General features: G+C 59.2%; 15 protein-coding genes. 7 read left to right on the forward strand and 8 right to left on the reverse strand.

Going from position 1 to position 16,928, the window contains the following annotated elements; genetic code table 11:
- Window positions 1-37: 37 nt before the first annotated feature.
- From CWM58_RS14155 to CWM58_RS14175, 5 genes are all read right to left on the reverse strand, one after another.
- On the reverse strand, window positions 38-784 hold the full coding sequence (locus tag CWM58_RS14155) for a proteasome-type protease (protein ID WP_008804320.1): 747 nt from the start codon (window positions 782-784) through the stop codon (window positions 38-40).
- A 16-nt stretch (window positions 785-800) separates the two neighbouring features.
- Window positions 801-1,616: a transglutaminase family protein gene (locus CWM58_RS14160; protein ID WP_100681149.1), complete on the reverse strand. Its 816-nt coding sequence runs from the start codon at window positions 1,614-1,616 to the stop codon at window positions 801-803.
- On the reverse strand, window positions 1,613-2,542 hold the full coding sequence (locus CWM58_RS14165) for an alpha-E domain-containing protein (protein WP_002910835.1): 930 nt from the start codon (window positions 2,540-2,542) through the stop codon (window positions 1,613-1,615). Before CWM58_RS14165 ends, CWM58_RS14160 begins: the two co-directional genes overlap by 4 nt.
- Window positions 2,536-3,975, reverse strand: a complete 1,440-nt coding sequence (locus CWM58_RS14170) for a circularly permuted type 2 ATP-grasp protein (RefSeq protein WP_004180417.1) — start codon at window positions 3,973-3,975, stop codon at window positions 2,536-2,538. Before CWM58_RS14170 ends, CWM58_RS14165 begins: the two co-directional genes overlap by 7 nt.
- A 182-nt stretch (window positions 3,976-4,157) precedes the next feature.
- Entirely contained in the window at window positions 4,158-5,072 is a 915-nt protein-coding gene (locus CWM58_RS14175) for an alpha/beta hydrolase (RefSeq protein ID WP_100681150.1), read from the reverse strand.
- 197 nt (window positions 5,073-5,269) lie between these two features.
- Here CWM58_RS14175 and CWM58_RS14180 point away from each other — a divergent pair, with 197 nt between their 5' ends.
- From CWM58_RS14180 to CWM58_RS14195, 4 genes are all read left to right on the forward strand, one after another.
- A complete protein-coding gene (locus CWM58_RS14180; protein WP_100681151.1) occupies window positions 5,270-7,003 on the forward strand; it encodes an alpha,alpha-trehalase in 1,734 nt (577 codons plus the stop codon).
- A 260-nt stretch (window positions 7,004-7,263) separates the two neighbouring features.
- Window positions 7,264-9,384 carry a TonB-dependent siderophore receptor gene (locus CWM58_RS14185; protein WP_100681152.1) on the forward strand — a complete coding sequence of 707 codons (2,121 nt, stop codon included), beginning with the start codon at window positions 7,264-7,266 and terminating at the stop codon, window positions 9,382-9,384.
- A gap of 180 nt (window positions 9,385-9,564) precedes the next feature.
- Window positions 9,565-10,416 carry a hypothetical protein gene (locus CWM58_RS14190; protein ID WP_100681153.1) on the forward strand — a complete coding sequence of 284 codons (852 nt, stop codon included), beginning with the start codon at window positions 9,565-9,567 and terminating at the stop codon, window positions 10,414-10,416.
- A 12-nt stretch (window positions 10,417-10,428) separates the two neighbouring features.
- Window positions 10,429-11,253, forward strand: a complete 825-nt coding sequence (locus CWM58_RS14195) for a TIGR04222 domain-containing membrane protein (protein ID WP_100681154.1) — start codon at window positions 10,429-10,431, stop codon at window positions 11,251-11,253.
- A 48-nt stretch (window positions 11,254-11,301) separates the two neighbouring features.
- On the opposite strand, the gene emtA is transcribed toward CWM58_RS14195, so the two are convergent.
- Window positions 11,302-11,913 carry a membrane-bound lytic murein transglycosylase EmtA gene (gene emtA / locus CWM58_RS14200; protein ID WP_100681155.1) on the reverse strand — a complete coding sequence of 204 codons (612 nt, stop codon included), beginning with the start codon at window positions 11,911-11,913 and terminating at the stop codon, window positions 11,302-11,304.
- Between the two features lie 175 nt (window positions 11,914-12,088).
- On the opposite strand from emtA, the gene ldcA reads away from it, so the two are divergent.
- From ldcA to CWM58_RS14215, 3 genes are all read left to right on the forward strand, one after another.
- Window positions 12,089-13,003, forward strand: a complete 915-nt coding sequence (ldcA, locus tag CWM58_RS14205; RefSeq protein WP_100681156.1) for a muramoyltetrapeptide carboxypeptidase — start codon at window positions 12,089-12,091, stop codon at window positions 13,001-13,003.
- A gap of 92 nt (window positions 13,004-13,095) precedes the next feature.
- Window positions 13,096-14,829, forward strand: coding sequence for a potassium/proton antiporter (locus CWM58_RS14210; RefSeq protein ID WP_008804311.1), 1,734 nt, complete (start codon window positions 13,096-13,098; stop codon window positions 14,827-14,829).
- A gap of 166 nt (window positions 14,830-14,995) precedes the next feature.
- On the forward strand, window positions 14,996-15,382 hold the full coding sequence (locus tag CWM58_RS14215; protein WP_100681157.1) for a hypothetical protein: 387 nt from the start codon (window positions 14,996-14,998) through the stop codon (window positions 15,380-15,382).
- A 26-nt stretch (window positions 15,383-15,408) separates the two neighbouring features.
- On the opposite strand, the gene CWM58_RS14220 is transcribed toward CWM58_RS14215, so the two are convergent.
- Window positions 15,409-15,657 (reverse strand): ogr/Delta-like zinc finger family protein, encoded by a 249-nt coding sequence (locus CWM58_RS14220; protein WP_100681158.1) that lies wholly within the window; start codon window positions 15,655-15,657, stop codon window positions 15,409-15,411.
- A 44-nt stretch (window positions 15,658-15,701) separates the two neighbouring features.
- On the reverse strand, window positions 15,702-16,856 hold the full coding sequence (locus CWM58_RS14225) for a phage late control D family protein (RefSeq protein WP_100681282.1): 1,155 nt from the start codon (window positions 16,854-16,856) through the stop codon (window positions 15,702-15,704).
- Window positions 16,857-16,928 lie beyond the last annotated feature (72 nt).

Here is a 16,928-nt window from a genome sequence, read left to right on the forward strand (position 1 = left end):
CGTGTGGCCGGGCTCCGTGCGACGTCGAGTTCCAGGGCTACTCCTCTTCCCGCTCTGCTGGGGTCCAGGTCGGCAGCGTCTGGAAGGTGTGCAGCAGCCCCTCGGACCACGCCTTGCGAATGCGGTTGAAGTAGGGATCGCTGTCGGTGATGCGATGCTGCCCGGCACTGCTCAGGCTGCCGCTGCGGTAGAGCAGCGTATCCAGCGGCAGGCCGACGGACAGATTACTGCGCAGCGTCGAGTCAATGGAGATCAACGCGCAGCACATCGCCTGCTCCAGCGGCGTATCGATGGTCAGCACCCGATCGATGATCGGCTTGCCGTACTTGCTTTCACCGATCTGGAAATAAGGCGTGTCGCGGGTGGCTTCAATAAAGTTGCCCTCCGGATAAATATGGAACAGACGATGGGTTTCGCCGGCGATCTGGCCGCCAAGCAGCAGGTTGCAGTTGAAGTTGGTGTTACTGCAGTTCTGCTGGTTGCTGCTGTCGCGCTGGATCACCTCCAGCAGCGTTTTACCGATCAGCATCGCGGCGTCGTAGAGGGAGGTGACCTGCATCAGATTCGGCTCCTGCTGGGTACGGATGCGCGCGCTGAGCAGGCTTATCACGCTCTGGGTGGTGGCCAGGTTGCCAGCGGATTGCAGCACCAGCACCCGTTCCCCCTCCTGATGGAAAACGTGCAGCTTTTTAAAAGTGGCAATATGGTCGACGCCCGCGTTGGTGCGGGAGTCGGAAGCAAACACCAGTCCATCCGCCAGGCACATGGCCACACAGTAGGTCATTGCGGTTTTTCCCGTATTATTGCTGCTGCGCCTGCTGGCTTTGTTCGCGCACTTCAGCGTTGGTTAACATAATCTCCCCGCCGCCGCCCAGCCGGGTGCCCCGTACCGGGCAGGCGTCGAGATAATCCAGCCCGGTCGCCAGCCGCAAATGCTGATTCAGACGACGGGTATTATTGGTGATATCAAACGACAGCCAGCGGCCGTCGAGCCAGACTTCCGCCCAGGCGTGCATCGCCACATGCTGAGCGTTATCGCTGTAAACATAGCCGCTGACGTAGCGCGCCGGGATCTCCAGCGCGCGGCAGCAGGCCAGAAAAACATGGGTATGATCCTGGCACACTCCCTTCGCGCGGGCGAAGGCGTCGGCGGCGGAGTCCTGCACCTGGGTCGCGCCGGGGGAGTATGGCATTCTTAACAGCAGATCCGCCATCAGTTGATTCAGACTTTCTTCCGCCGCATCGGGACGATAGAGGCGCTGGGCAAACTCACGGATCGGCGTATCGGCGCGGGTTAGCGGTGTACAGCGCAGAAAAACCAGCGGCGACAACAGCTCGGCCTCTTCATCACGCGTCTCTTCTCCTTCGTCGGCGATATCGACAATCCCGCTGGCGCGGATAGTGATCTCCTTGTGCGGGTTATCCAGCGTCAGCACATGCAGCACATTGCCCCAGCCGTCGGTGGTGGTCACCGCCGCCCCGTCCGGCAGGGTCAGCGTCCAGGCGGTGATGGTCTGCCGGCCGGTACTGCGCGGCGTCAGGCGCAGATACTGGGTGGAAAACTTCACTTCTTCATCGTAGCCATAGCGGGTGAGATGATCGATGACCAGTTTCATAAGGCCTCCAGATAGGTTTGTCTGATGCTGTCGGACAGCGCGTTAATTCTCGCCAGCAGGCCGTTAAGGGTGGTCTGCAGGTCCGCCTGCGCCAGGTCGTCGCGGGTGCTGAAGCGCAGGTCAACGTTGAGCTGATGGGCCAGGCGCAGCGGTTGATAGGAGCGATCGTTGGCGATTTTCTCCAGCTCGCCGACCAGATCGGCAATGCTGGCGCGCAGCGAACGCGGAATATCGTTACGCAGGATCAGCAGCTCCATCACCGTTTCACGACTGACCGGCTGGCGATAGAGGCTGTTGTAGGCTTCGCGGGCGCTGACCGCATTGAGCAAGGTATCCAGTCGATAGTATTCCCGCACCGGATCCGGGTCGTTGGTCAGTTGTTGATCCTTAATCAGCAGCAGCTGGGTGGTGGCAAACGCACGCTCTATCAGCGTGCCGATGCCGATAAAGCTCAGCGCGTCGTTGCGCAGCAGCGTGCCAATCACCGCCCCGCGAAACAGATGCACCCGCTCTTTCACCCACTCGAAAAAGCCGTCGCTGCCGAGTTCGCCCAGCCCCTGCTGGCGCAGGGTTCGCAGCTCGATTCGGGTGGCGTTGATGCTCTCCCACACCTCGGCCGACAGACTGCCGCGCACCGCGTGCGCATTGTTCCACGCCATCTCCACGCAGCTGTAAATACTGCAGGGGTTGTTGCCATCGAGGGCAAAAAAGTTGAGCAGGTTGCTCATGGTAAAGCGGGCATGGCGCGCCTGAAACAGCTCGTGGGTCATCGACAAATTCAGCGGCAGCGCCAGATCCCGCGACTGCTGGCTGTGCCGGGGGATCATCGATAATTTCCAGGTCACGTCCAGTACCCGGGCGTAGCTTTCCGCCCGCTCAAGATAGCGGGCCATCCAGAACAGTTCACTCGCCGTACGACTTAGCATGATGCGTCATCCTCCATCACCCAGGTATCCTTGGTTCCGCCGCCCTGCGACGAGTTGACCACCAGCGACCCTTCGGTCAGCGCCACGCGGGTCAGGCCGCCAGGTACCAGCCGCATCTCCTGCCCGGACAGCACGTAGGGCCGTAAATCGATATGTCGCGGCGACAGACCTTCATCAACGAAGGTGGGACAGGTCGACAGCGCGAGGGTGTCCTGGGCGATATAGTTGGCCGGATTGGCCAGCAGGCGCTGGCGGAAGGCCTCTCGCTCCTCTTTGGTCGAACGCGGGCCAACCAGCATGCCGTAGCCCCCGGCGCCATGGACCTCCTTGACCACCATCAGCTCGAGGTTACTCAGCACATAGCGCAGGTCCTCTGCTTTCCGGCACTGCCAGGTGGGGATATTACTGAGGATCGGCTGTTCGCCGAGGTAAAAGCGGATCATCTCCGGAACGTACGGATAGATTGATTTGTCGTCGGCGACGCCGGTGCCGATGGCGTTGGCCAGCACCACGCCGCCGGCGCGATAGACTGACAACAGCCCCGGTACGCCAAGCATCGAATCGGCGCGGAAGGCCAGCGGGTCGAGCCAGGCGTCATCGATGCGGCGATAAATCACATCCACCCGCCGCGGCCCCTCGGTGGTCCGCATATACACCGCGCCGTTCTTAATGAACAGGTCGGCGCTCTCCACCAGCTCGACCCCCATCTGCTGCGCCAGAAAACTGTGCTCGAAGTAGGCGCTGTTGAAGCGCCCCGGGGTCATCACCACGACGCAGGGGTCATCCACCAACGAGCTTTCGCGCAGGGTCTGCAGGAGGTAGCTCGGGTAGCGCTCCACCGGCGCAATGTGATGCTGTTCGAACATCTCCGGATAGAGGCGCATCATCATCTTACGGTTTTCGAGCATGTAGGAGACGCCGGATGGCGTACGCAGGTTATCCTCCAGCACGTAGTATTGACCGTCGTTATTGCGCACCATATCGACGCCGGTGATATGGGCATAGGTGTTGTTTGGCAGGTTGATGCCCTGCATGCATGGCTGATACTGCTCGTTGGCCAGCACCTGCTCGGCCGGGATCAGCCCCGCGCGCAGAATATTCTGCTCATGATAGATGTCATAGAGGAAGGCGTTGAGCGCTTTCACCCGCTGGCGAATGCCGCGGTCAATGCGCTGCCACTCCCCGGCGGGTATGATCCGCGGCACGCTATCAAACGGGATCAGCCGCTCGGTTCCCTCATCCTCGCCGTACACGTTAAAGGTGATGCCGATACGGTGAAAAAGCAGTTCCGCTTGCGCTTTTTTCTGCCGGATAGAGAATTGATCAGTGTTGCGAAACCATTGCCACCAGGCATTATAGTGCGGCCGCTGTTCACCCTGCGCGGTCAGCATCTCGTCATAATAATGCCCGTCAGGTAGCGTAATTTTAATCATGGCTATCCCCTCCGGTTGTACTCACTTTGTGGTAATCCCGGTAAGAGATAAGCATTAATTATGCCAGGTCCTCTGCCGCCGCGGCGTTGTGCAAATCTGTTCTGACTCGCCGTCTGGTTGTGCAAAAAATCGCCAGAACAGCCGCCTGCGCCCGGCTACGGTTGCACCGTCGTGAGGCAGCGCTACGGTTTTTGCGCCATCGTGGACGCCAGCGCCTTCAGCCAGGCGGCATAGGCCGTGGGCCAGGCGGTCGTCGGCGTTCCCGGGCGCCCCATACCAAAGCCATGGCCACCGCGGGTATAGCGGAAAAGCTGCACCGGAACCTGATGCTGGCGGCAGGCGTCAGCCATCAACAGCGTATTGTGCGGATCGGAAACCGGATCGTCCTGTGCCTGCACCAGGAAACAGGGCGGCGTGGCCGTTGTCACCCAGGTTTGTACCGACCAGACGCGGTCGGCCTCCTCGCTCGCCTGCGGCCCTACCAGCAGACGATGGGTCGCCGTATGGCTCCAGGGTGGCAGGAGCGTGATCACCGGATAGATCAGCGCGGCGCCGTCGGCGGCGGCGGGCTGGTGGTCCAGCGCATCCACCGGCGGGTAGCTGGCGAACGCCGGCCGACAGGCGGCCATCCCCAGCAGATGCCCCCCCGCCGAAAAACCGAGCACGCTGACCTGCGATTCCCGGGCGCGGATCAGTCGCAGAGCTCGCTGCGCATCCTGCAGCGGCGCTAGTGCACCGGCCTGCCAGCCCTCCCCCGGCAAGCGGTAGCTCAGGACATAGGCGGTATAGCCGTGCGCCGTCAGCCAGTGCGCCGCAGGCCAGGCCTCACTGCCCATCTCGATCCGCTGGTATCCGCCGCCGGCCGCCACCAGCACCCCGTGGCCAGTGGCCCGGGCGGGTTGCCAGACCGTCAGCACAGGACGAGCGATATGGCTCAGCGCGCCGCGGGCGGATAACCGAGACTCTCCCCCCGGCCCGCCTCCGCCCGGCGGTTGATCCGGCCACAGCGGCAGCGTCAGCGCCGGAGCAGTGGCCGCCGCGCCCCGCGCCGCAGACAGCGCGGCGGCGCTGAACAGCAGAAATTGACGTCGATTCATGACTGGCTCCCGGGCGCGTTGGCTTGCCTGTAAGCCTAACCGCTTTGCTGGCGGTTGTATCAGAAAACCTGACAGGTAAATCCTCTGTTTTCGCGCAAAATGTTACCCCTGACACGCGCAGCGGCAGATATTCGTCTAAGGTTTTTGGATGGCCAAACGTCGTGGCCCGCAGTCGATAATGATAAGGAGAACTCCCCATGACGAGTACTGATGCACATCGTCCCGCTGCTTTGCCCTGTTCCCTGCGCCTGGCGATCGGCGGCGCCCTGCTCGCTCTGATGAGCCTGAATGTCCAGGCGGAAGACGGCAAAACCGCGCCGCCCCCCTCGCCGGATATTCTGCTGGGCCCGTTGTTCAATGATGTCCAGAGCGCGAAGCTCTTTGCCGATCAAAAAACCTTCGCCGACGCGATCCCTAACAGCGATCCGCTGATGATCCTTGCCGATTACCGGATGCAGAAAAACCAGGCCAGCTTTGACCTGCGCCACTTCGTCGAGCTGAACTTCACGCTGCCGAAAGAAAATGACACCTATGTGCCGCCCAAAGGGCAAACCCTGCGTCAACATATCGATGGCCTGTGGCCGGTCCTGACCCGCAGCACTGTCGAGGTGGAAAAATGGGACTCGCTGCTGCCGCTGCCTAAGCCCTACGTGGTCCCTGGAGGACGCTTTCGCGAAGTCTATTACTGGGACAGCTATTTCACCATGCTGGGTCTTGCCGAAAGCGGTCACTGGGATAAAGTCGAAGATATGGTCGCCAACTTCGCCGCGGAAATTGACACCTGGGGCCATATCCCCAACGGCAACCGCACCTATTACCTCAGCCGTTCGCAGCCCCCCTTCTTCTCCTTTATGGTGAGCCTGCTGGCGACGCACGATGGCGACCAGGTGCTGAAAACCTACCAGCCGCAGCTGGAGAAGGAGTATCGCTACTGGATGGCCGGGGCGGACGCGCTGGCCCCCGGCAGCGCCGACAAACGGGCGGTGCGGATGGCGGATGGCGCGCTGCTCAACCGCTACTGGGACGATAACGACACTCCGCGCCCCGAGTCCTGGCTTGACGACGTCAAAACCGCCAAAAGCAACCCGAATCGTCCGGCAACCGAGATCTATCGCGACCTGCGCTCCGCCGCCGCCTCCGGCTGGGATTTCAGCTCCCGCTGGATGGATAATCCGCAGCAGCTCGCCACCATTCGCACCACCTCGATTGTCCCGGTCGATCTCAATGCCCTGATGTTCCATCTGGAGAAAACCCTCGCCCGCGCCAGCAAGGCATCCGGGGACAGCGCCGGCGCTATGCAATACGATGCGTTGGCTAACGCCCGCCAGCAGGCCATCGAGAAATATCTGTGGAATAATAAAGAGGGATGGTACGCCGATTACGATCTGAAAACCCACAAGGTGCGCAATCAGCTGACCGCGGCGGCGCTGTTCCCGCTGTACGTCAATGCGGCGTCACGCGAGCGGGCGACGAAAGTGGCAGCCGCCGCTGAGTCGCGGCTGCTCAAACCCGGCGGGCTGACCACCACCACCGTCAACAGCGGACAGCAGTGGGACGCCCCGAACGGCTGGGCGCCGCTGCAGTGGGTGGCAGTCGAGGGCCTGCAAAACTACGACCAACAAAAGATCGCCATGGAGGTCAGCTGGCGCTTCCTGAGCAACGTTCAGCATACCTATGACAGCAAGCAAAAGCTGGTGGAGAAGTATGACGTAAGCTCGACCGGCACCGGCGGCGGCGGAGGGGAATATCCGCTACAGGATGGCTTTGGCTGGACCAACGGCGTCACCCTGAAGATGCTGGATCTGATCTGCCCGCGGGAGAAACCCTGCGATGCCCTGCCCGCCACGCGCCCGGCGGCGGCCCCTTCCGCGCAGAGCAAGCCTGCCGCCAACGACCCCGCGCCGGCGGCAGCGCAAAAGACCGGCGCCTGACGCTTTTCCGGCCAGCCTCTCCCCCTACCAAAATCAGTAGGGGGAGTTATCTCCCTGCTGACAACGGCCCCGTGCAGCCCCGCTCTGCGGCCCGTGGGAAGCACGTCACTCCCCCCATCGCCCTGAACCGGTCACCTTTCGCTTGATCACATAAATACAAACAATAATAATTCGCATTACTTTTTAACGAACAATGACAGATTCGTTTTTCACGCGGCGGCGTACAGGAGTACCAGACCGCGTTGGTTCAGGATGATCTTATGAACGTGGCTATTTCCCGAAAACGCCCGAGGCTGCTGTACGCCCTCGTGGTCACCCTTCCCCTCACCGCGCAAGCCGAAGAGACGGTGGTGGTCACTGCCAGCCCGCCGGCGTCCGCCAGCGCGCCGACTGAAGGCTACAGCGCCAGCACTTCGCTCGGGGCAACGAAAACCGACCAGCCGTTAATCACCACCGCCCAGTCGGTATCGGTTGTCACCCGCCAGCAGATGGCGGACCAGGGGGCGAATACCATCAGCCAGGCGCTGGAATATACCCCGGGGGTCTACTCCAGCTTCGGCGGCGGCGCGACCCGGTTCGACGCTATCTCCCTGCGCGGCTACCACGGCGGCGACGTCGATAACCTGTTCCTCGACGGTATGCGCCTGATGAGCGACGGCGGCAGCCATAACGTTGTGCAAATCGACCCGTGGTTTATCGAACGCGTCGATGTGATCCGCGGCCCCTCCTCCGCGCTCTACGGGCAGAGCGTGCCGGGCGGCGTGGTCAACCTGACCTCCAAACGCCCGCAGTTCAGCCAGCAGGGCCACGTCCGCCTGACCGGCGGTACGCAAAATACCAAAGGCGCGGCCTTCGATTACACCGACGCCATCAACGAGCAGTGGGCATGGCGGCTGATCGGTATGACCCGCAGCAGCGACACGCAGTATGACCATACCCGCGAAGAGCGCTACGCCATTTCACCTTCCCTGCTGTGGCAGCCGGACAGCGACACCTCGCTGCTGCTGCGCGCCTATCTGCAAAAAGATCCATCCGGCGGCTACCACGGCTCTTTGCCGCTGGACGGCACCCGCTATGCGCACAATGGTCGTAAGCTCTCCCCCAGCACCAACGAGGGCGATCCGGGAGATGGCTATCAGCGCCGCCAGCAGATCTACAGCTATGAGTTTGACCACCAGTTCACCGACGTCTGGTCGGTCTATTCCGCCGGGAGCTACACCCATACCAACGTCTCCCTCGATCAGGTCTACCAGGTCGGCTGGATAGATGACAGCGACATGCTGGCCCGCGGCTACAGCGGTTCGCGCGGTTCGCTGGACGGCTGGTCGACCGATAACCGCCTGCGCGCCGATTTCAATACTGGCGACCTGGCGCATACCCTGATCCTCGGCGCCGAATATCATCGCTTCCGCAACGATCTGTGGACCGGCGCCGGCGGTGCGGCGCCGCTAAACCCGTTTAGCGGCTATACCGCGCAGACCGGGCATACCGTCACCTACAGCGATGACAATCATCGCCGCTACTACCAGACCGGGCTGTATCTGCAGGATGAGATGGTCTGGAACCGCTGGCATGTGGATGTTTCCGCACGCTACGACCGCATCGTTTCCCAGCAGGTCAGCGATACCTTCGGCACCTCAAACCGCCGTTCAGACGACCATATCAGCGGCCGCGCCTCGCTGTTGTACGCCCTGGATAATGGCCTTTCGCCTTATCTGAGCTACAGCCAGGCGATCACCCCGGCGATGCTGCCGGGCGCGGACGGCAAACCGCTGAAACCGACCACCGCCGAGCAGGTCGAAGCCGGTCTGAAGTTCCAGCCGCCGGGCAGCCGCGACCTCTATAGCATTGCAATTTACGACCTGACGCAAAAGGATGTCGCCACCCGCGACCCGAACATCGCCACCGCCACCTATATTCCGGCGGGTAAGGTCCATTCCCAGGGCGTTGAGCTGGAAGCACACCACCAGATCACCCCGCAGCTGAGTACTATCGCCTCGTATACCTGGAATCGTCTGCGCTTCCAGGACACCAGGGACGGTACCGACAACAACACGCCGCAGCTGACCCCGGATCAGATGGCCTCCTTCTGGGCGCGCTATCAGTTCCCGGCGGGGATCTCGGTGGGCGCTGGCGTCCGCTACATCGGCAAACAGTGGGCGGATGATGCCAACACCGCGCGGCTGCCGTCGGTCACGCTGATGGATGCCATGATGCGGGCCGACCTCGGCGTCTGGTCGCCAACGCTGAAAGGCGCTTATGTGCAGGTTAACGCCAACAATATCGGCGACCGCGAGTATATTTCCGGCTGCTACGGCACCGGCAACTGCTACTGGGGAGCAGAGCGCAGCGTCATGGCCACCGTGGGCTACGACTTTTAACTGACCGCAGCAATATAAGCCTCCGGCCATGACGGCGGAGGCTTTCATGAAGACTTTCCGTCTCGCTTTTATTGCTGAAATTAACTTAAAAATGCCCCCCCATTATTTCACTTGCCCCCCGCGGATGAGAAAGCTTACTATGCTGGCGCAAACCGGTTATAGCGCTCACAAGGAATAAAAGTGAACCCCGTCATTAGCTATATTGCCAATTTACATCCGTTATCATTTATGGGTTATTATGTATTATCCACCACAGTGATATATATTCTGCTGAATATAATTATTGCGAAGACCCGCCCTGCCGGAAATACCACCGCCGTTCCGGCGCCCTATTCTATCTCCCCCTCTTTTTTAGCCTGGCTACGTCATCGCGCCACCAGCGTTATTCAGCTTGCTATGTTCCGGCTGTTAAGAAAAAACTATGTCACTCTCATCTATTCTGCAGAAAATATTCAGCTCTGCGCCAATCAGCAGTATGCCGACTGCAAAATGACCTGTGTGGAAAAAATACTGTTTGAGCATTTCGCTACGCCAAAATCCAGTCACCAGGATCTGCCGCTTTCTCTGCACGTCGCTGAACAAAACCACTGGGCTACCGATCCCCACTGCAGCGGGCTGCGGCTAAGCCCAACGCACCAAACGTGGAACATGATAGTGATTGCCGCCCCCTCCCTGCTGTTAATCGCTGTGCTCGTCTGGAAAACGCTTTTTGATCATCAGGCGATAATTCACTCCAGCGTATTGAGCTGGCTGGTGATGTTTATGGTTTCCGGACTGTGGTGGCTGTGGCTATTATGCATCACCTTAAATGCCACCCGGCTCGACCGGGAGGGGATCGCTATTAATATTCTTCACCACTATATTGATACCCTGAAAGATACGCTTATTGCTGACGCAGATACCCTGACCGATGAAAACGCCGATTATTGCGTGGCGATTGGTACAACCACCCTGCTTCCCGAAAGATTTGCTGAATATGTAAAAATCATCAACCTTATTCAGTATCCCTTTTGTCTGCAGCGCCTGGATTAACGAGGGGACAGTATGTGGAATTTTATGATGCATCTGCATCCACTGCTGTTTCTCGGCGGATTTATGTTTATCGTCCCGGGTATCTATATTGCTATCGGTACGACGATCGTCCTGACACGGCCAGCGGCTCAGCCCCAGCCGCACGTGACGGAGGTCAGTCCATGGCTGCTGGCCTGGCTGACCGGAGAAGGGACCCGGGTGATTCAGCTGGCGATGTTTAGCTTACTCAGTAAAAAGTATCTGTGGATCCCGGAGGCCGGGCAGGTTTTGGCCAACGGACGCTATGCAAACCAGGAAATGAACGTCATTGAAAGAATATTGTTTGACCATTTTGAGGTGCGAAAGCCGTGTCATGAAGATCTGCCCTGCAGCCTGAGTATTGCCGGACATAACCTCTGGCAGGAACAGATAGATAGCGCGGGCTTAGCCTTAAGTCCGCTGCGCCGCGGGTGTAATATACTGGCCATCAGCATCCCTTCGCTCGCCCTCGGCGTTATCGTTGTCAGTAAGACCTTTATCTGGCTCGACCTCACCGCTTACAGCATCTTTAGTTGCCTGCTCATGCCCACGGGTTGCGTTCTGTGGGGCGGGTTATGGATAGAAGCCATTAGCAAAACCATTCGTCTCGATATCTGCGGCATCTCACATCATGACGCCCATGCCTGCATTGACGCGTTACGAGAAGCGATAGCGCTGAAAGGCGATCAGGGGGATGACGCGACAGGCATGCTCTGCGTGGCGGTGAACGGCCCAGGATCCCTTCCCGAGCGCTACCGGGACTATAAAACGCTCATTGCGCCGATGAGCGCTATCACGTCGCTGCGTACCGAGGATTAGGCGAGTGTGAAAAGCTCACCCCGCCAGGCCTGCGGGGTGAGCGTAGGACTACATGGCGTCCAGCGCTTTCTGCAGTTTCCAGATATAGCGCGGCGCCTGCGGTGCCGGGTGTTTCTTCACCACATGCTCGAAGAACTCATCGGCGTCGAGATCGTTAATCTCATCGATGGCGTCCTGGCGGTCCGACGAGAAGGTGCGCAGCAGGGCGCCGGCACCGTTGGCATAGGAGACCACCACCGCGTAGCGCATCACCTTCGGGTCTTTGATCCCCGCCAGCGGACCGTTCTCCAGAATGCTCAGGTAGGCGGCCCCCATCGAGATATTACGTTCCGGGTTTTTCAGCTCACTGACCGACGGCTCGCCGCGCCAGCCCATCCGCCGGTAGACATCGCGTCCGGAGGTCGACGGCTTGAGCTGCATCAGCCCGACGGCGCCGGATTTACTCACCACCGCTGGATTACCACCCGACTCGATGGCGATAATCGCTGTGATCAACTGCGGATCCACGCCCCAGGCAGCGCCGGCTTTTTCACTGATCGGCATCCACTGCATCGCCCGCTTCACCGGGACCTCGGGGTTCCACGGCGGATTGGTGTAATCATGTTTCGAACTACAACCGACCAGAAAAACGACTAAAATAAGCAACCATCTCAATTTCACACATCTATCCTTATCTACCCAAACGCCATCATGCTGCAGAACGACGGCAGCGGTACGTCCCCCGCCTGCCGACAACCTGAAGGATGACGGGTGCGGACTGAAGTTAGCCACCTGGAGATGACAATCGCCATTCCAGGCGGCATCATAACCCTTTCATTCATAGCAAGGAATTATCATGTCTCAGTTTTATCTGGTCGCGCCATCGGGTTATTGCATCAACCAGCAGGCGGCAGCCCGCGGCGTCGAGCGTCTGCAGCAGGCCGGACATGAGGTGGCCCACCAGCAGGTCATTCCCCGCCGGCAGCAGCGTTTCGCCGGGACTGAACATGAACGCCTGGCTGATATTAACCAGCTTACCCAGTTGCCCGGACGCAACCGTATCGTCCTCGCGGTGCGCGGCGGCTACGGCGCCAGCCGCCTGCTGCCGCATATCGACTGGCAGGGACTGATTGCCCGCCAGCAGCGCGACCCGCTGCTGATTTGCGGCCACAGCGATTTCACCGCTATCCAGTCGGGCCTGCTGGCTACGGGCAACGTCATCACCTTCAGCGGGCCAATGCTCGCGGGCAACTTCGGCGCGGAGACCCTCGATCCGTTTACCGAGCACCATTTCTGGCAGGCGCTACGCCAGGCGGAATTTACCCTCGAATGGCCAGGCGAAGGGCCGAACTGCCAGGTGGAAGGCACCCTGTGGGGGGGAAATCTGGCGATGCTGACCTCGCTTATCGGCACGCCGTGGCTACCGGCGATCCGCGACGGCATCCTGGTGGTGGAGGATATCAACGAGCACCCGTTCCGCGTCGAGCGCATGCTGCTTCAGCTGTTGCATAGCGGCGTGCTGGCGGCCCAGAAAGCGGTGATCTTTGGCAGCTTCACCGGCAGCGCGCCAAACGACTATGACGCGGGGTACGATTTGCCGCAGGTCTTTGATTACCTGCGCCAGCAGCTCTCCCTGCCGTTGATTAGCGGACTGGAGTTTGGCCACGAGCAGCGCACGGTGACCCTGCCGCTGGGCGCCCGCGCGCGACTGGTGAATCAGGCTGCTACCACCACTCTGACGATCAGCGGCCACCCGGTGCTGACAGAATAAATTTCCCGGACGCATAGGCGGATCCCCTGCGAATTGTTAAAATAGTGTCACTTTTAGCCATTCTTTCACGCCAGTCAGGGAGTACGTGAACATTGGACGCCGCTGCGGTCATTAGTCTGTTTATTCTGGGTTCTGTTTTAGTAACCTGCAGTATCTTATTGAGCTCCTTTTCTTCGCGCCTTGGCATCCCGATTCTGGTCATCTTTCTGGCCATCGGGATGCTGGCAGGCATTGACGGCATCGGTGGCATCCCCTTCGACAACTACCCCTTCGCCTATATGGTGAGTAACCTGGCGCTGGCGGTGATCCTGCTGGACGGCGGGATGCGCACCCAGGCCAGCTCCTTTCGCGTCGCACTGTGGCCCGCGCTATCGCTGGCGACGGTCGGGGTACTGATTACCTCGGCGCTGACCGGGATGATGGCGGCCTGGCTGTTCAAGCTGGATATGATCGAAGGCCTGCTGATCGGCGCTATTGTCGGCTCCACCGACGCCGCGGCGGTCTTCTCGCTGCTCGGCGGCAAGGGGCTCAACGAGCGCGTCGGCTCAACGCTGGAAATTGAGTCAGGCAGTAACGACCCGATGGCCGTCTTCCTGACCATCACCCTGATCGAAATGATCCAGCAGCACCAAACCGGCCTCAGCTGGATGTTCGCCGTGCATATCATTCAGCAGTTTGGCCTCGGGATCGCCATCGGCCTCGGCGGCGGCTACCTGCTGCTGCAGATGATTAACCGCATCGTGCTGCCCGCCGGGCTCTATCCGCTGCTGGCGTTGAGCGGCGGGATCATGATTTTTGCCGTCACCACCACCCTCGACGGCAGCGGTATCCTTGCCGTCTATCTCTGCGGCTTTCTGCTGGGCAACCGGCCGATCCGCAACCGACACGGCATCCTGCAGAACTTCGACGGCCTGGCGTGGCTGGCGCAGATCGCCATGTTCCTGGTGCTGGGCCTGCTGGTGACGCCCTCCGACCTGCTGCCTATCGCCATCCCGGCGCTGCTGCTGTCGATGTGGATGATTTTCATTGCCCGCCCGCTGTCAGTGTTTGCCGGTCTGCTGCCGTTTCGCGGCTTTAACCTGCGCGAACGGGTGTTTATCAGCTGGGTTGGCCTGCGCGGCGCGGTGCCCATTATTCTCGCGGTATTCCCGATGATGGCCGGACTGGACAACGCCCGTCTGTTCTTCAATGTCGCCTTCTTCGTGGTGCTGGTGTCGCTGCTGCTACAGGGCACCTCGCTGTCGTGGGCGGCGAAGAAAGCCAAAGTGGTGGTGCCGCCCATCAGCTGGCCCATCTCCCGCGTCGGGCTGGATATTCACCCGGAAAACCCGTGGGAGCAGTTTGTCTATCAGCTGGGCGCCGATAAGTGGTGCATCGGCGCGGCGCTGCGCGATCTGCATATGCCGCCGGAGACGCGGATTGCGGCGCTGTTTCGCAACAATGCCCTGCTGCACCCCACCGGCAGCACCCGCCTGCGGGAAGGCGATATCCTGTGCGTCATTGGCCGGGAGCACGACCTGCCGGCGCTGGGCAAAATGTTCAGCCAGTCGCCGCCGGTGGCGCTCGATCAGCGCTTTTTCGGCGACTTTATTCTTGATGCCGAGGCCCGCTTCGCCGATGTGGCGCAAATCTACGGTCTCGACGGCGGAGAGGAGTTCCGCGAGCATCAGCAGTCGCTCGGGGAAGTGGTGCAGCAGCTGTTGGGCGCCGCGCCGGTGGTGGGCGACCAGGTGGAGTTCGCCGGGATGGTGTGGACGGTGGCAGAAAAAGAGAACGATCACGTGCTGAAGGTCGGGGTGCGGGTCGCGGAAGACGAGGCGGAGTGATCCGCCTCAAATTACCACATAACTAATTGTTTTAATTAAAATTTAAAAAAACAAAGACCACAAAAAGACCCATTCTGGTTATTGGTTTATTTAAAAGATTGCGCCTTCAACTAAGCAGCAGCAAATAGTTGAGTGTTTTGTTATCAAACTCTGGATTAATTAAACAATGAAAAAATTCTTTCTCTTACTGCTGCTAGCCTCGGCTAGCGTTACGGCTCAGACATCTAACGAATCTGTCTTGCAAAAATCTCTTAAACCTTGGCGGCCCCTCTCGATAAACGACAATGGTGGCATCATCACTATGGTCACGAACGAAGACCGTGTTACACCTCAGGTTTACGAATCCATAATTCTTATGGGGGTTTGCCTGCCTTTTCTATCACAAAATGCCCATGTCTGGTATTTAAAGAATACCAGCGAAGTGCATGTGTTGAATCGCTTTGGGCGCAATGGATTTGCATTCGAATCCCCAAGGAAATCATGTAAAGAAGCCGCAAAATCCAAAGGTGATGATGCGGGATTGGTTATATCAACCTACACTCATAATCTATAGAACCAGCCCCGCAAAGCGGGGCTTTTTCATATAGCAAAACTAAGCTGATCGTTGCCGTAATGCGATGCGGGGAATGCATCAGAAGGGATAAAGCCTGACGGCAACTTTTCGCGATGGCCACGCTTAGTGACCAGTTTTTCAACGCTGTTTAGCGTGGTGAAAGTGATGCTGCACTCAAAGTTCTGGCACTGATGATAATGCCGAACGGTGGTATTACTTAATGGACGACTGGTGCGCGTTTTGGCAACGGCACCGCAAATGGGACACTTGAACATGATGGCCTCCCGGGCGGGAGTTGAACTCACTGTTATTATGGCTGCTATGACTCCGTTTCTGCAATCCATTCAGGTATTTTCGCTTCAAGCTCAAGCTGTGTTTTAAATCCGCCGTCATCGATCGAGTGTGTAGCCTTCACAATTATCCAGTCCTGATTATTAATATCCGCTTTAAAGCCTGATACCGTGCCGTGCATCTCCGGGTACAGATCTGCGCGGCCATAAGCGAGCGTCATATTAAATTCGGCAGCACCGCGTTTAAGCTGTTGCCACTTCGCCGCAGCGGCGCGTTGAGCAGCAGTCTCGCTGCTGTAGGTTGTCCGCAGCACAAAAACGTTGCCGTCTTCGCCCGCGATATAATCCCCTTCCCGGCTGCTGCTGCGCGGCTTCTTCTCGTTTTTTTTCTTGCGGGCTTTAATAGTGACTTTTTTCTTTTTGCCAAATTCCAGATCCAGCCAGTACGCCTGCACGCCGGTGTAAGCGTCACGGTCGGCGATGCGAAAGGAATGCCGGTCGCCGCTGGATCGGGTGATCTCAAACTCCGGCAGGGCTTTGCTGTTCGCGCTGATGCCACCACCCGGTAGGATAAACAGGAGACTGCCGTTTTTGACGGTGGCGATAGCCCCCAGAAGGTCGGCCATCCTCGTTAGAAATGACATATCGCTTTCCTGGGTCTGGTCAGCGTGATCAATCTCGGCGTTCATCAGCTGCTCAGAAATCACCGGCGTCAGTTTGTAACGCCTGGCGATGGCTGACACGATGCGCTCAACCGTCACGTCATGCCATGACACTTCGCGCTTGACGTTAAATTCGTCCCGAAAATCTGCACTGCGGGCGGTGATCTCCAGCCTGTCCGGCGGCCCCGAATGGGCGACCTCGTCAACGGTGTAAACCCCTTTGTAAAACAGTGGCTCGCCCTGCCAGCCCAGCGACACCGACAGCTCAGCACCCCGCGGCGGCAGTTCGATCAGTCCGTCGCTGTCGTCGATAGCAATGGTCAGCTCGTCGGCCTCAAATCCGCGGTTGTCGGTCAGCTCCAGTGAAATAATGCGCGGATCCAGCTGCGTCAGTGCTTTGCCGCCCATCAGGATACTGAAGGCCGGTACGCGCGAAAGTTCGGACTGATAGTCCTGGAATCGCTGCGCCCCTTCGTCCAGTAGCGCTTTTGCTTTGTCGATAGTGTCTGTCGTCAGTGCCATATGCATACCCCCGCCGATGATGGTTTCATGCGCGCGCGATACTGGCGATGGCTTTTTGTTGTGACAGACCGG

It is taken from the genome of Klebsiella sp. H-Nf2, assembly GCF_002806645.1.
Taxonomy (GTDB): Bacteria; Pseudomonadota; Gammaproteobacteria; order Enterobacterales; family Enterobacteriaceae; genus Klebsiella; species Klebsiella variicola.

Coding starts and splice junctions, on each gene's coding strand:
- CWM58_RS14155 (WP_008804320.1), bottom strand. CDS start 784: ATGACCTACTGTGTGGCCATGTGCCTGGCGGATGGACTGGTGTTTGCT.
- CWM58_RS14160 (WP_100681149.1), bottom strand. CDS start 1,616: ATGAAACTGGTCATCGATCATCTCACCCGCTATGGCTACGATGAAGAA.
- CWM58_RS14165 (WP_002910835.1), bottom strand. CDS start 2,542: ATGCTAAGTCGTACGGCGAGTGAACTGTTCTGGATGGCCCGCTATCTT.
- CWM58_RS14170 (WP_004180417.1), bottom strand. CDS start 3,975: ATGATTAAAATTACGCTACCTGACGGGCATTATTATGACGAGATGCTG.
- CWM58_RS14175 (WP_100681150.1), bottom strand. CDS start 5,072: ATGAATCGACGTCAATTTCTGCTGTTCAGCGCCGCCGCGCTGTCTGCG.
- CWM58_RS14180 (WP_100681151.1), top strand. CDS start 5,270: ATGACGAGTACTGATGCACATCGTCCCGCTGCTTTGCCCTGTTCCCTG.
- CWM58_RS14185 (WP_100681152.1), top strand. CDS start 7,264: ATGAACGTGGCTATTTCCCGAAAACGCCCGAGGCTGCTGTACGCCCTC.
- CWM58_RS14195 (WP_100681154.1), top strand. CDS start 10,429: ATGTGGAATTTTATGATGCATCTGCATCCACTGCTGTTTCTCGGCGGA.
- ldcA (WP_100681156.1), top strand. CDS start 12,089: ATGTCTCAGTTTTATCTGGTCGCGCCATCGGGTTATTGCATCAACCAG.
- CWM58_RS14215 (WP_100681157.1), top strand. CDS start 14,996: ATGAAAAAATTCTTTCTCTTACTGCTGCTAGCCTCGGCTAGCGTTACG.
- CWM58_RS14220 (WP_100681158.1), bottom strand. CDS start 15,657: ATGTTCAAGTGTCCCATTTGCGGTGCCGTTGCCAAAACGCGCACCAGT.
- CWM58_RS14225 (WP_100681282.1), bottom strand. CDS start 16,856: ATGGCACTGACGACAGACACTATCGACAAAGCAAAAGCGCTACTGGAC.